This window comes from Arthrobacter sp. SlRoot2-15, assembly GCF_059739345.1.
The window spans coordinates 1,482,315-1,494,350 of the sequence record NZ_AP046058.1 but is presented as its reverse complement, the minus strand read 5'-3'; the positions used below and the strand labels follow the sequence as shown (position 1 = coordinate 1,494,350).

13 protein-coding genes are annotated in these 12,036 nt (G+C 68.8%); 5 read left to right on the top strand and 8 right to left on the bottom strand.

Annotation, left to right across the window (positions count from 1 at the left end):
- The first annotated feature begins 17 nt into the window (after positions 1–17).
- Positions 18–575 (top strand): hypothetical protein, encoded by a 558-nt coding sequence (locus tag AC6I9V_RS06760; protein ID WP_497898807.1) that lies wholly within the window; start codon positions 18–20, stop codon positions 573–575.
- A gap of 18 nt (positions 576–593) precedes the next feature.
- On the opposite strand, the gene AC6I9V_RS06755 is transcribed toward AC6I9V_RS06760, so the two are convergent.
- From AC6I9V_RS06755 to AC6I9V_RS06740, 4 genes are all read right to left on the bottom strand, one after another.
- Positions 594–1,226 carry an SAM-dependent methyltransferase gene (locus tag AC6I9V_RS06755; RefSeq protein ID WP_497898806.1) on the bottom strand — a complete coding sequence of 211 codons (633 nt, stop codon included), beginning with the start codon at positions 1,224–1,226 and terminating at the stop codon, positions 594–596.
- Between the two features lie 115 nt (positions 1,227–1,341).
- Complete coding sequence (locus AC6I9V_RS06750) at positions 1,342–1,770, bottom strand: DUF1761 domain-containing protein (protein WP_497898805.1); 429 nt, start codon at positions 1,768–1,770, stop codon at positions 1,342–1,344.
- A gap of 57 nt (positions 1,771–1,827) precedes the next feature.
- On the bottom strand, positions 1,828–2,334 hold the full coding sequence (locus AC6I9V_RS06745; RefSeq protein WP_349413259.1) for a MarR family winged helix-turn-helix transcriptional regulator: 507 nt from the start codon (positions 2,332–2,334) through the stop codon (positions 1,828–1,830).
- 2 nt (positions 2,335–2,336) lie between these two features.
- Entirely contained in the window at positions 2,337–4,076 is a 1,740-nt protein-coding gene (locus AC6I9V_RS06740) for an AMP-binding protein (RefSeq protein ID WP_497898804.1), read from the bottom strand.
- A 204-nt stretch (positions 4,077–4,280) separates the two neighbouring features.
- Between AC6I9V_RS06740 and AC6I9V_RS06735 the strand changes: the two genes are divergently transcribed.
- Complete coding sequence (locus AC6I9V_RS06735) at positions 4,281–5,471, top strand: acyl-CoA dehydrogenase family protein (protein ID WP_497898803.1); 1,191 nt, start codon at positions 4,281–4,283, stop codon at positions 5,469–5,471.
- 45 nt (positions 5,472–5,516) lie between these two features.
- Here AC6I9V_RS06735 and AC6I9V_RS06730 read toward each other — a convergent pair whose 3' ends face one another.
- From AC6I9V_RS06730 to AC6I9V_RS06715, 4 genes are all read right to left on the bottom strand, one after another.
- The gene (locus AC6I9V_RS06730; RefSeq protein ID WP_497898802.1) at positions 5,517–7,274 is read right to left on the bottom strand and encodes a sensor domain-containing diguanylate cyclase; all 1,758 of its coding nucleotides are present in this window, start codon (positions 7,272–7,274) and stop codon (positions 5,517–5,519) included.
- A gap of 11 nt (positions 7,275–7,285) precedes the next feature.
- On the bottom strand, positions 7,286–7,888 hold the full coding sequence (locus tag AC6I9V_RS06725) for a DinB family protein (RefSeq protein ID WP_497898801.1): 603 nt from the start codon (positions 7,886–7,888) through the stop codon (positions 7,286–7,288).
- A 48-nt stretch (positions 7,889–7,936) separates the two neighbouring features.
- Entirely contained in the window at positions 7,937–9,118 is a 1,182-nt protein-coding gene (locus AC6I9V_RS06720) for an acyl-CoA dehydrogenase family protein (RefSeq protein WP_497898800.1), read from the bottom strand.
- 135 nt (positions 9,119–9,253) lie between these two features.
- Positions 9,254–10,162: a LysR substrate-binding domain-containing protein gene (locus AC6I9V_RS06715; protein ID WP_497898799.1), complete on the bottom strand. Its 909-nt coding sequence runs from the start codon at positions 10,160–10,162 to the stop codon at positions 9,254–9,256.
- Between AC6I9V_RS06715 and AC6I9V_RS06710 the strand changes: the two genes are divergently transcribed.
- From AC6I9V_RS06710 to AC6I9V_RS06700, 3 genes are read left to right on the top strand one after another with little or no spacing between them, the layout of a single operon-like run.
- Positions 10,085–10,354, top strand: coding sequence for a hypothetical protein (locus tag AC6I9V_RS06710; protein ID WP_497900339.1), 270 nt, complete (start codon positions 10,085–10,087; stop codon positions 10,352–10,354). The two genes, AC6I9V_RS06715 and AC6I9V_RS06710, sit on opposite strands and share 78 nt — an antisense overlap.
- Complete coding sequence (locus tag AC6I9V_RS06705) at positions 10,335–11,585, top strand: CaiB/BaiF CoA transferase family protein (protein ID WP_497898798.1); 1,251 nt, start codon at positions 10,335–10,337, stop codon at positions 11,583–11,585. The genes AC6I9V_RS06710 and AC6I9V_RS06705 overlap by 20 nt, the downstream gene beginning before the upstream one ends.
- Positions 11,578–12,033: an acyl-CoA thioesterase gene (locus AC6I9V_RS06700; protein WP_497898797.1), complete on the top strand. Its 456-nt coding sequence runs from the start codon at positions 11,578–11,580 to the stop codon at positions 12,031–12,033. The genes AC6I9V_RS06705 and AC6I9V_RS06700 overlap by 8 nt, the downstream gene beginning before the upstream one ends.
- The last annotated feature ends 3 nt before the right edge of the window (positions 12,034–12,036 follow it).

Genomic DNA, 12,036 nt, shown 5'->3' with positions numbered 1-12,036 from the left:
TTGCAGGAGGGGCGGCCATGAACCGCGGTTTTCTGGGCGTCGGAGCTTCCCCGGAGGAAGTCCACGCCCTGCTGCCCGGCGACAGGCTGGTCCCGGCCGCGGACGTGGTGATGGACCGTGGGTTCGACCTGCCGGCCCCGCCCGGGGCCGTCTGGCCGTGGTTCGTCCAGCTGGGCAAGGGCCGCTCAGGCTGGTACCTGCCGCGCTGGGCGGAGACCCTGATTCCGGACGGCCGCCGCGCCCTCCGAAACATCGACCCGGCGCTGCAGGACCTCCGCGCCCGGGACGTCATCCCCGACTGGGGCGGCCCCGGGGCCACGTTTGAGATCGTGGCCGTCGACCCGCCGGCGGCCCTGGTCTACCGCTCGCAACGCGGCGCGCTCGCCCTCAGCTGGGCAATCGTGCTGCGCCCGACGCCGGGCACAGAGCCCGCGACGCGGGTGCACCTGCGGCTCCGGCTCGCCGGCGTCAAACACCGCCGCCTCGTGGAAACCGGCGGTGGCATGTTCGATCTGCTGACCATCGCCGGGCTCGCGGCCGGGCTGCGGGAGCGGCTGGGGCCGGCCCGGCGCTGACGCCCAGCCGCCGCCGCGTCAGGCCCGGCGGCGGGCGCGGAGCACGGCATCCTGGACCGTGACCGGGGCGCCGTCGGAATCACCGGTGGCCCGCGGCCGCGAGGCGCAGGTCATGATCTCCCACTCCTCCGGGTCCAGGCCCGCGGCGATCTCCTCGGCGGTGAACAGCAGGCCCGGGGCGGAGGGCCGGCGCACGCTGGTCTCCAGGTCCGACGGATGGTGGCCGACAATCAGCAACGTCCCGCCCGGGGCCACCGACGCGGCCAGCCGGCTGTAGACCCCGGCGCGCAGCGGCGCCGGGAGGTGCAGGAACTGCGCGGACACCAGGTCAAAAGTCCCGGCCGGGGGCGGTGACACGGTGAGGTCCTGGTGCTGCCAGGTGATCCGGGCGGCGGTCTCCTGCTCGTCCTGAACCGCGGCGGCTGCCCTGGCCAAGGCGACGGAGGAGATGTCCACCGCCGTGACGCGCCAGCCGCGCCGGGCCAGCCAGGCGGCGTCGGCGCCCTCCCCGGCTCCGACGTCGAGCGCGGAACCGGGGGTGAGGTCCGCGGCCTCGGCCACGAGCTGGGCGTTGGGTTCACCGCTCCACACCAAGCTGTGCCGGCCGTGCTGGCGGTAGCGTTCGTCCCAGAACGATTCATCGAATTCCATACAGCTCTCCTCCGGGGCGCGTCGTCTCACGGCCGGGGTCCTCGCCGCCAATCCAGTGTAGGCGGACTGCGGCGTGCGGGAAGAAGCGGGAAGAAACTGCGCGCCGCCGGAGCGGCTACGCCGCGCTGATTCCGAAGAGCCCGATGATCAGGGCCATCACCATCAGGGTGACAAGCTCGTGCGCGCAGTTCAGCACGGTCAGGCCCACGGGGCGGCCCTCGAAGGCGTCGTGCGTGATGAAGCGGGCCGCGGTGAAGCCGGCCCACAGGATCAGGGCGGTAACCAGGGTGTTGGCCAGGAAGTTGCCGCCGTAGAAGTGCTGCGAGATGGCGGCGGAGCCGGCCAGCACCCAGGCGCTGATGAAGCTGACGAGCAGCGTGACGAGGATGGGCTTGACGGCGTCCTTGGCGTCCCCACTGGGGGTCACCTTGGCGACGCGCATCCAGTAGTTGCCGAACACCTTGGGCGTGTACCAGACGGATCCGACCACCATGCTGGACAGTGTCGCCAGCAGTACGGCCCAGATGTTGATTTCCGGAATCATTGCGCTCTCCTCGGCTCCGGCCCGTCCCTCCGACGGCCTGCAAGGGAAGTGTATTCCCTAGCCGCCAAAGTCCCCGGCATTGCGCCGGAAGTTGCCCAGGATCCGGATCAGCTGCTCCACCTCCGGCTCCTCGAAACCGGAGCGGCCAAAGACCTCCGCGTTGAGCACCGCCGTCGCCCGCTTGGCGAGCGTGCGCCCCTCCGAGGTGAGCTCGATCAGCGTGGTCCGGCCGTCGGTGGGGTGCGGGGACCGGAGCACCAGCCCGGCCTCCTGCAGCCGGTCGACGGCGTTGGTCACCGAGGTGGGGTGGACCTGCAGCAGGGCGCTCGCCTTGTTCATCGGCAGCGCGCCGCTGCGGGCGAAGCTGAGCAGGGCCAGCAGCTCGTAGCGGGCGAAGGTCAGCCCGAACGGCTTCAGTGCCGTTTCGATCCGGGCCAGCAGGATCTGCTGGGTCCGCATGATGGCGGTGATGGCGGCCATCGGGGCGGCGACGTCGGCCCAGCCGTGCCGCTCCCAGTTCCGCTGGGCGTCGGCGATCGGGTCACGCGGCAGCGGGGTCCCCATGCCTAGGCCCCGCCCTTCAGCCCGGGGAAGTCGGCTTCGGAGTACTCTGTGCCCAGTCCCTCCGGCACCCGTCCGGTCCCGTGCCGCAGTTCCTCGTTGTGCCGCAGTTCCACCCGGCGGATCTTGCCGGAAATGGTCTTGGGCAGCTCGGCGAACTCCAGCCGGCGGATGCGTTTGAACGGGGCCAGGTGCTCGCGGCAGTAGCGCAGGATGTCCTCGGCCAGTTCGGGCCCCGGCTCGTGGCCGGCGGCCAGCACCACAAAGGCCTTGGGCACGGAGAGCTTGAGCGGATCGGGGGAGGGGACGACGGCGGCCTCCGCCACTGCCGGGTGCTCGATCAGCACGCTCTCCAGCTCGAACGGAGACAGCCGGTAGTCGGAGGATTTGAAGACGTCGTCGCCGCGGCCCACGTAGGTGATGATGCCGCGTTCGTCCCGGCTGGCCATGTCCCCGGTGTGGTAGTAGCCGCCGCGGAACGCCTCCGCCGTCTTCTCCGGGTCCCCGTAGTACGCCTTCATCAGCCCCACGGGGCGCGGATCCAGGCGCAGGCACAGCTCGCCGTCGTCGGACTCCTCCCCGGTGGCCGGATCCACGAGCACCACATCGTAGCCGGGCAGCGGTTTGCCCATGGCGCCGATCTTGATCGGCTGCCCGGGGGTGTTGGCGATCTGCACGGTGGACTCGGTCTGACCGAAGCCGTCGCGGATGGTCTGGCCCCAGGCCCGCTGGACCTGCTCGATGACCTCGGCGTTGAGCGGTTCGCCGGCGGACACCACCTTGGTGGGCGGGTTCTTGAGCAGGGTCAGGTCGGCCTGGATCAGCATCCGCCAGACCGTTGGCGGGGCGCAGAAGCTGGTGACCCGCTCCCGGTCCATCTGCTCCATCAGGGCCTTCGCGTCGAAGCGCTCGTAGTTGTAGATAAAAACGCAGGCCTCGGCGATCCAGGGTGTGAACACGTTGGACCAGGCGTGCTTGGCCCAACCGGGGGAGGCCACGTTCAGGTGCACGTCGCCCGGTTCCATCCCGATCCAGAACATGGTGGACAGGTGCCCCACCGGGTAGGAGGTGTGCGTGTGCTCCACCAGCTTGGCCTTGGACGTGGTGCCGGAGGTGAAGTAGAGCAGCAGGGTTTCGTCGGCAAGGGTCGGCGCGTCCGGAACGAAGGTGTCCGGGGCGCCGGCCGCGTCCGCGTACTGAAGGGCCGCTGTGTTGATGTCAGCGTTGCCGGCGCCGGCGCCGCCGATTTCGATCAGGCGGTAGTCGCCCGGGACACCGGCGAACTTGGCGAGGTTGGCGCTCCCGACGGCGGCCCAGGCGGCCCCGCCGCGTTCCACCCGGTCCTGCAGGTCCGTCGGTCCCATCAGGGTGGTGGTCGGGATCATCACGATGCCAAGTTTGATGCCGGCGAGCATCAGTTCCCAGAGCTCAACCTGGTTGCCGAGCATGATGATCATCCGGTCCCCGCGCCGCACGCCCTGGCCCCGGAGCCAGTTGGCCACCTGGGCGGAGCGCCGGGACAGGTCAGCGAAGCTGCGCCGCGTGGCGGTGCCGTCCTGTTCCACGATCACCAGCGCCGGCCGGTCCGCCTTGGCGGGGTCGGTCGCGATCTGGTCGAACCAGTCCAGGGCGAAGTTGAACTCCGCGAAGCGCGGCCATTCGAATTCCTGGCGCGCGGCGGCGTAGTCCCCGCGGAGGGCCAGCAACCTGTCCCTCGCGGCGCGGAAATCCTCGGTGACGGTCATGGGTGCACCTTTCGCAGCCGGTCGCAGCCGAGCGGTCCCGTGGCGGCCGCCGCTGGCCTAGTGATCCACATCACTGTGCAATATACTAGGACATCCAAGGGTTTGGAAGAGCCGATGTTGCCGCCGCTGCGCGGCACATTACGAAGGGAAGACGTGCCCGTGCAGACACAGCGAAGTGCCAGCGGACAGGCTGCCGTCAAGGCAATGGCAGGCGAGGCAATGGCAGGCCAGGCCGCGCCCCCGTTCCCGGACGCGGACCTGATGTACATCGTGGACCTGCTGCCGGCGGACGAACGGGAGCGCTACCAGGAGATCCGGGAGTTCCTTCAGACCCGGATCCGGGCCGCGTCGATCGACTACTGGAACCGCGAGGAGTTCCCGTTCGGCCTGCTTTCCGAGCTGGGCAAGCACGGCCTGGGCGGGCTGCAGACGGACGGTACCTCCAAGCTGTTCAAGGGCCTGATGTACGTGGAGGTGGCCCGCGCCGACGTTTCGCTCTCCGCGCTCGTGGGGATCCACAACGAACTGATCGTCGGCATGATCGACGAGCTCGGCTCGGAGGAGCAAAAGGCCCGCTGGCTCCCCGGGCTCACCGCCTTCACCCAGCTCGGCGCCTTCGCCCTGACCGAACCGGACCACGGCTCGGACATCGCCGGGGGCCTGTCCACCACGGCGCGGCTGGAGGACGGAGAATGGGTCATCAACGGGGCCAAACGCTGGATCGGGGCCGGCACCATCGCCGACTTCGCCCTGGTCTGGGCCCGCGACGTCGCGGACCAGCAGATCAAGGGCTTCATCGTGGAGACGGACCGGCCCGGCTACACCGCCACCAAGATCGCGAACAAGATCGGGCTGCGGATCATGCAGAACGCGGACATCGTGCTCGACGAAGTCCGGATCCCGGAATCCAACCTGCTGCCCGGCGCCACCGACTTCTCCCGGGCCAACGAACTGCTGCGCGACTCGCGCGCCTGGGTGGGCTGGCAGGGCGCCGGCATCCAGCTGGCCGCGTTCGACGTCGCCCGCGCCTATGCCCTTGAGCGCAAGCAGTTCGGCAAGGAACTCGCCCGCTTCCAGCTGGTGCAGCAGCAGCTGGCCGAGATCCTGGGCAATGCCAGCGTCTCCCTGGCGCTGATGGCCCAGCTGGCGCGGATCCAGCAGGAGGGCAAGCTGGAGATGGTGCAGGCCGCCATGGCCAAGTCCACCACCACCCGGCTGGCCCGCGCCTCCGTCGCGATGGGGCGCTCGCTGATGGGCGGCAACGGCATCAGCAGCGACTTCGAGATGGGCAAGCTCTTCGGCGACGCCGAGATCCTCTACACCTACGAGGGCAGCTACGAGATCAACTCGCTGATCGTCGCCCGGGCCGTGACCGGGAAGTCCGCCTTCGTCTAGGCGGCCTCAGCCGCATAGGTCAGCCGCATAGGTCAGCCGGTGAGGTCAGCCGGCTGCGCCGTAGCGCTCGCTGCGGTTCCGTCCGGCGTGCTTGGCCGCGTAAAGCGCCCGGTCCGCGCACGCCAGCAGGCTGTGGCTGCCGGCGTCGCGCAGTTCGCAGACCCCGGCCGAGACCGTGATCGGGCCGACCTCGCCGAACGGCTCCGCCTCGATGGCCGCCCGGGCCCGTTCCGCCGCCAGCAGCGCCTCCGCGCCGTCCGTTCCGGGCAACAGCCAGACAAATTCCTCCCCGCCGAAGCGGGCCACGATTTCGTCCTGGCGGGCGACGCCGCGGAGCCGGGCCGCGACGTCCGCCAGCACCTCGTCGCCCATCAGGTGGCCGAAGGTGTCATTGACCTTCTTGAAGTGGTCGATGTCCAGGACGACGGCGCTGAGGCTGGTGCCGCGCGATGCCGCCAGCTCAATCTCGTGGGCGAGATGCTGCTCCAGCGCGCGCCGGTTGGGCAGCCCGCTGAGCTGGTCGGTGGTGGCCTGCAGTTCCAGGCTGGTGCGTGCCTCGGCGTTGCCGATGGCGATCTCCACCAGTTCGGCGAATTGGGCCAGACGGTCCAGCATCGCCTCGGTGACCCCGGTACTGGACTTCGAGGTCAGGCTCACCACGCCCCACAGGCTGCCGTGGACCCGGATGGGGGCGCCCGCGGCAGACTGGAAGCCGCCGGCCCGCATCTGCTCGGCAGCGGGTCCGCCCTCCGGGCCGTAGACCACGAGGGCGGGCTTGCCGGTGGCTGCGACGCGGACGGTGGCCGAGGTGTCCGTAAGCGAGAAAACGTGCCTGCGGCTCAGGGTGGCCGGCAGCGCCGGCGCCATCGCCTCGATTTCCGCTGACAAGGCGCCGGTGAAGCGGACGACGGCGGCCGAATCGACGTTGAAGAGGTCCCGCAGGATGAATGCCACGCGCTCCGAAATGTCAGCCGGAGCGGCGTTGCGGGCGACGGCGGTGGCGATCTCATGCAGCGCGGCCCACGTCTGTTCCTGCTGGAGGCGGTCGGTGACATCCACGGCCACCACCATGCCCGCGGTCGCGTCGTCGTCGGAGTAGACGGGCCCGGCCTTCAGCCGGTAGGTCCGGTGCCCGATTCGCCGGCGCCAGGAGACCTCCCGGCCGGCCAGGGCGGCGCGGTAGCGGGGCTCCAGCTCGTTGGCCAGGGTGCCGTCGAGCACCTCGTGGATGCTCTTGCCTTCCAGTTCGGCGGACCGGTAGCCGAAGGACTCCAGCTCCTGGCCTTCCGCGATCAGGTAGCGCAGGTCCGAATCGAAGAGCAGCACAAAGACGCCGGGGACGCTGCGCGCCAGGGCCCGGTAGCGGTCGGTGTCGCGCTGCTGGCGGCGTTCGGCGAGCACGCGCCCGGTGATGTCCGTGACCATAACGAAGAACCCGGAAACCCCGCCCTCGCGCAGGTCCGGCATGTACGAGACCTCGGCGAAACGCGTCGCCCCGGCGGCGTCCGTGAGCGTCCGCTTGAAGAACTGCGGCTCGCCGTCGAGCACTTTGGCGATGTAGGACTGGTTGGCGTCCAGCACGGCGTCGCTGAGCAGGTCCCGGATGTGCATCCCGTGCAGTTCCTCGGAGGTGACGCCGAACCACTGGAGGTAGGCGTCGTTGGCCAGCCGGTTGCGCAACCCGGAGTCCCAGTAGGCCACCATCGCCGGGATGCCGTTGAGCACGGCCCGCATCTGGGCCGGAACTTCCGGCAGCGGCGGCCGTTGTGCGTTCTCCTGGGCGAGAGCGCTGTGAATATTCATTGCCCCAGTATCTATGGCTCCGGCGTCCGGGAGGAAACCGGGCCCGCCGCCCGTGCCGCCGCTTCGATGCGGGCCCGGTGCGCGGCCCAGTCCCCGGCGCTGCGCGGCGTCAGGTTGGGGTCCCCGGGGCCCTTCCCGGCCGTCCCGTCGAGGAGTTCGCGCAGGATGTCGGCATGGCCCAGGTGCTGCGCCGTTTCCACGCACATGTGGACGAGGATCTGCTGCAGGGTGACGTCCCGGCGCTCCTCCGGCCACCACGGAACCTGGCCCGCGGCGTCCAGGGGCAGGGCGTCGATGGTGGCATCGCTGTGGGCGGCGGCCGCGTGGTGCAGTTGCACAATCTGGTCCCGGGTCTCGTCCGGGGTGACCCACAGGTCGGCGTCCGGTTCGGCGCCGTCGTCCAGCCAGGGCAGCGGCAGGCCGTGGGGCCGGCCGAAGACTTCGCCGAAGTAGCCGATCTCGACGCTGGCCACGTGTTTGACCAGGCCCAGCAGGTTGGTTCCGGTGGGCGTCAGCGGCCGGCGGACGTCGTAGTCACCCAGCCCGTCCAGCTTGGCCAGCAGTTCGGTGCGGCGCAGGCGCAGGTAGCGGTGCAGGATTTCCTTCTCGTCCATGCCCGGAATCCTACCGCGCCGCCGGTCGGCGCCGGCGGTGCGGGCCTCCTATCGGAACGCGGACGTGCCCGTGATGCGCTGGCCCAGGATGAGGGTATGGACCTCGTCTGTGCCCTCATAAGTCCGCACAGATTCGAGGTTGTTGGCGTGACGCAGCGGCGAGTAGTCCAAGGTGATGCCGTTGCCGCCAAGGATGGTGCGGGCTTCCCGGCAGATGGCGATGGCTTCGCGGACGTTGTTCAGCTTGCCGACGGAGATCTGGACGGGCTCCAGCGTCCCCGCGTCTTTCAGGCGTCCGGTGTGCAGTGCCAGGAGCGTGCCCTTTTGGATCTCCAGCAGCATGTTGACCAGTTTCTCCTGGGTGAGCTGGTAGCCGGCCAGCGGTTTGCCGAACTGTAGTCGCTCTTTGGAGTACGCGAGGGCGGCCTCATAGGAGTCCCGGGCGGCGCCCATGGCGCCCCAGATGATCCCGTAGCGGGCCTCGTTGAGGCAGGAGAACGGGCCGCGGAGCCCCTGCGCGCCGGGGAGCAACGCAGTGCCGGGAAGCCGGACATCGTGAAGGGCGATGTCGCACTGGATCGAGGCCCGCATGGACAGCTTGGACCCAATCGGCGTCGCGGTGAAACCGGGAGTCTCTGTCGGCACGATGAACCCGCGGATACCTTGGCTGGTGTTGGCCCAGATAACCGCAATGTGGGCCACGGAAGCCAGTCCGATCCAACGCTTGGCGCCGTTAATGATCCAGCCGCCGTTGCCGTCGGGCTCCGCGAAAGTCGCCATGCTGGACGGGTCGGAGCCGGCGGTGGGTTCGGTCAGTCCGAAGCAGCCGATCTTTTCGCCCCGTGCCATGGCCGGGAGGTGCTCGTTTTTCTGCTCCTCGGACCCCCACTTGTGAATGGCGCTCATGGCCAGGGATCCCTGAACGCTGACGAAGGTCCGGAGCCCGGAGTCGCCGGCTTCCAGTTCCATGGCGGCGAGACCGTATTCGACGGCGCTGCGGCCGGGGCAGCCGTAGCCCTCCAGGTGCATCCCGAGCACACCGAGCTCGCCCAGTTCGGCCACCAGCTCCAGCGGGAAATGCGCCTGCTCATACCAGGCGCTGATGTTGGGCCGGATGCGCTCCGTCACGAAGGCGCGGACCCTGGCGCGCAGTTCAAGTTCCTCCGGCGTCAGCAAGCTGTCCAGGTTGAGGACGTCGTCGTTCACGAGGGTGGCTTCGGCTATGGTCACGGGTTTAACTCCAGGCAAGTAGGTGGCGGAAATCTCCATTGATTCCGGCAGTGGCCGGCAGGTACTGACCACTGTGCCAGCCGGATTGCGACGGTTCCAATACCGAATGGTGCCCGCGCTGATACCCGCGGCGCATCAATCCGCTGGCGGGCCCGGCGACGGGAGGACGGATTCGGAGAGCTGCAAGACCTGGCGGAGCGCAGGGCTCATATTGTCCTTGCGCCAAACCAGGCGCAGCTGGATAACGTCGGCCGGATCATCCAGCGGCAGGAAAACTACTCCCGGGTGGCTGAAGTTCTCCGGCACCGACGACACCGTCAACGCGACCCCTATGTCTGCGGCAACCAGTGCCATCAGAGTCTGGGAATCGGGAGCCGCCTGCACGATGTCCGGGGCATAGCCGGCACTGTTGGACAGCCGGCGAAGATAGTCATGCAGGATGGCGCCGGGATGCTCGGGGAGGGTAACAAAAGGCTCGCCGGCGAGGTCGGCCATCAGTAGTGACGTCCGCCGGCTCAGGCGATGGCCCTCGTGCAGCGCCACCACGAGCCGCTCATTCGCGACAGTCCGGGATTCCAAGGCCTCCGGAATAAAATTCCACCGGCCCAGGCCAACTTCCATGGCGCCCCTCATGACCCGGTCCATGGCTGGCAGAGCAAAGTTCGAACTGGACAGCTGGAACTCGATCCCCGGGTGGGTTTCCCTTACCCGTTTGGCGAGCTTTCCGACCATAACGTGGGACGAGACCCCGGCGAAAGCCACCCGCACCCTTCCGGTCTCGCCCTTGCCGACGGAGGCCACCGCGAGGGCCGATCGGCGGCAGGCCGCCAGGATGTCGCGCGCCGGGGCCAGCAGTGCCTCGCCCTCGGCGGTCAGCCTGACCGACCGGGTATTTCGGACAAAGAGCGGCGCCTTGAGCTCGTGCTCCAGGCGTTGGATGGCCCGGCTCAGTGGCGGCTGCGCCATGTGGAGCTTTTCTGCCGCCCGGCCGAAATGCAACTCATCGGCGACCGCGAGGAAAGCCCGGATCTGTTGAATTTCCATCCCGATTCAGACCCGGTCCAGATAAACGTCGTTGTTCATCTGCCCAAGATACCGAACAAACCGGCGCCGGCAGTGATGAGCCTGGGGTATCAATTCGGCACAAATGCGTATTGGACGCGGATCAATCGGCTTGCCAAGGTAGGTGATGCAGACCACATATCGGAGGAACCACATGAATCAACCGAACGCTGAATCGGCCGCGGGAGCGGGCCGCGGCCCGATCCCGGATGCCGCCAGCCCGGCCCCCGGACCGCTCGGCCGCCCAGGCTCGGGTCCGCTGGCCGGCGTCGTGATCGCAGATTTCAGCCGGGTACTTGCCGGCCCCTATGCCACCATGCTGCTGGCCGATATGGGGGCCACGGTGATCAAGGTTGAGGGGCCCGAGGGGGACGACACCCGCAGCTACATGCCGCCGGTCCGCGACGGCGAGGCCACATTCTTCCTCGCGGTGAACCGGAACAAGCACTCGATCGCCCTGGATCTGAAGGACCCGGAGGATCTGGAGGTGGCGCGTTCGCTGATCCGTTCTGCGGACGTCATGATCGAAAATTTCAAGCCGGGCAACATGGAACGCCTGGGGCTGGACTACACCGCCGCCGCTGAGCTGAAGCCGGACATCGTCTACGCCTCCATCACCGGGTTCGGCACCGGCCCCGGCGCGCACATCCCGGGGTATGACCTGCTTGTGCAGGCCGCTTCCGGGATGATGAGCCTGACCGGAGACCAGGATACGCAGCCGTACCGGGCCGGCATCGCCCTGTTTGACGTCATCACCGGCCTGCACGCGGCCATCGGCATTCTGGGGGCCTTGCACCACAAGGACCTGACCGGCGAGGGCCAGCTGGTGGAGCTGAACCTGCTGACCTCGGCTTTGTCCGGCATGGTCAACCAGTCCGCGGCCTACGTGACCGGCGGTGTGGTGCCGACCCGGATGGGCAACGAACATCCCAGCATGTACCCCTACGCGCCAATGCAGACCGGGGACGGCATGATCATCGTCGCGACAGGCAACGATGCCCAGTTTGTCCGGCTCTGCGCCGCCCTGGCCATCCCCGACGTCGCCGCGGACCCGAAGTTCGCCACCACCCTGCAGCGCAATGCGCACCGGGATGAACTCCGGGAGATCCTTCACACCGTATTGGCAACGCAGTCCGCCGCGCAGTGGTTCGCGCAACTCTCCGGCGCCGGCCTGCCGTGCGCTCCCATCCAAGACGTGCGCGGCGGAGTCGAGTTCGCCGAACGCCTGGGCCTGCAGCCGGTGGTCCTGGCCGGCACCGGGACGCGGAGGATCCCCACGGTCCGGCACCCCGTGGAGTACTCGCGCACCCCCGTCGACTACCCGCTCGCGCCGCCGGAGCTCAACGAAAGCTCCAAGCTGGTCCGCGACTGGCTGCTCCAGCAGAAAACCCTGGCCCATGCCTGAACCGTACCGGGCACGGATCTCCCCGCGCTGGTCGGACCAGGACCTCAACGGCCACGTGAATCACGCCGCCGTCGTGACGCTGCTCGAGGAGGCCCGGATCCGGTGGCGTGCGACGACGCCGGGAACCCGGACTGCCACCGCGGCGCCGACTGTGGTGGCGGCCCTCGAGCTGAACTACCGCCGCCCCGTGATCCACGGCCAGGAGCTAACGGTTGAATTGACGGTCAGCAGGATCGGCACCAGCTCCTACACCCTCGAATGCACAGCCACCCAAAGCGGCGAAGTCGCCGTCCACGGCCGGACCGTCCTGGTTTCTGTCTCGCCGGAGACCGGCGCGGCGAGGCCTTTGGCAGCGGCGGAGCGGCGCTGGCTCGCCGAGTTCCAGCCCAGCCCTTGCCGCACCGAAGCGCCCGGCCCGCAGATTTCCCATCCCACCTCCTGGAGTTGACGC

Bases quoted from the DNA above. Each gene is read 5' to 3' on its own strand.
- AC6I9V_RS06745 (WP_349413259.1), bottom strand. From the start codon at position 2,334: ATGGGGACCCCGCTGCCGCGTGACCCGATCGCCGACGCCCAGCGGAAC.
- AC6I9V_RS06755 (WP_497898806.1), bottom strand. From the start codon at position 1,226: ATGGAATTCGATGAATCGTTCTGGGACGAACGCTACCGCCAGCACGGC.
- AC6I9V_RS06700 (WP_497898797.1), top strand. From the start codon at position 11,578: ATGCCTGAACCGTACCGGGCACGGATCTCCCCGCGCTGGTCGGACCAG.
- AC6I9V_RS06730 (WP_497898802.1), bottom strand. From the start codon at position 7,274: ATGAATATTCACAGCGCTCTCGCCCAGGAGAACGCACAACGGCCGCCG.
- AC6I9V_RS06715 (WP_497898799.1), bottom strand. From the start codon at position 10,162: ATGGAAATTCAACAGATCCGGGCTTTCCTCGCGGTCGCCGATGAGTTG.
- AC6I9V_RS06740 (WP_497898804.1), bottom strand. From the start codon at position 4,076: ATGACCGTCACCGAGGATTTCCGCGCCGCGAGGGACAGGTTGCTGGCC.
- AC6I9V_RS06705 (WP_497898798.1), top strand. From the start codon at position 10,335: ATGAATCAACCGAACGCTGAATCGGCCGCGGGAGCGGGCCGCGGCCCG.
- AC6I9V_RS06735 (WP_497898803.1), top strand. From the start codon at position 4,281: ATGGCAGGCGAGGCAATGGCAGGCCAGGCCGCGCCCCCGTTCCCGGAC.
- AC6I9V_RS06725 (WP_497898801.1), bottom strand. From the start codon at position 7,888: ATGGACGAGAAGGAAATCCTGCACCGCTACCTGCGCCTGCGCCGCACC.
- AC6I9V_RS06760 (WP_497898807.1), top strand. From the start codon at position 18: ATGAACCGCGGTTTTCTGGGCGTCGGAGCTTCCCCGGAGGAAGTCCAC.
- AC6I9V_RS06750 (WP_497898805.1), bottom strand. From the start codon at position 1,770: ATGATTCCGGAAATCAACATCTGGGCCGTACTGCTGGCGACACTGTCC.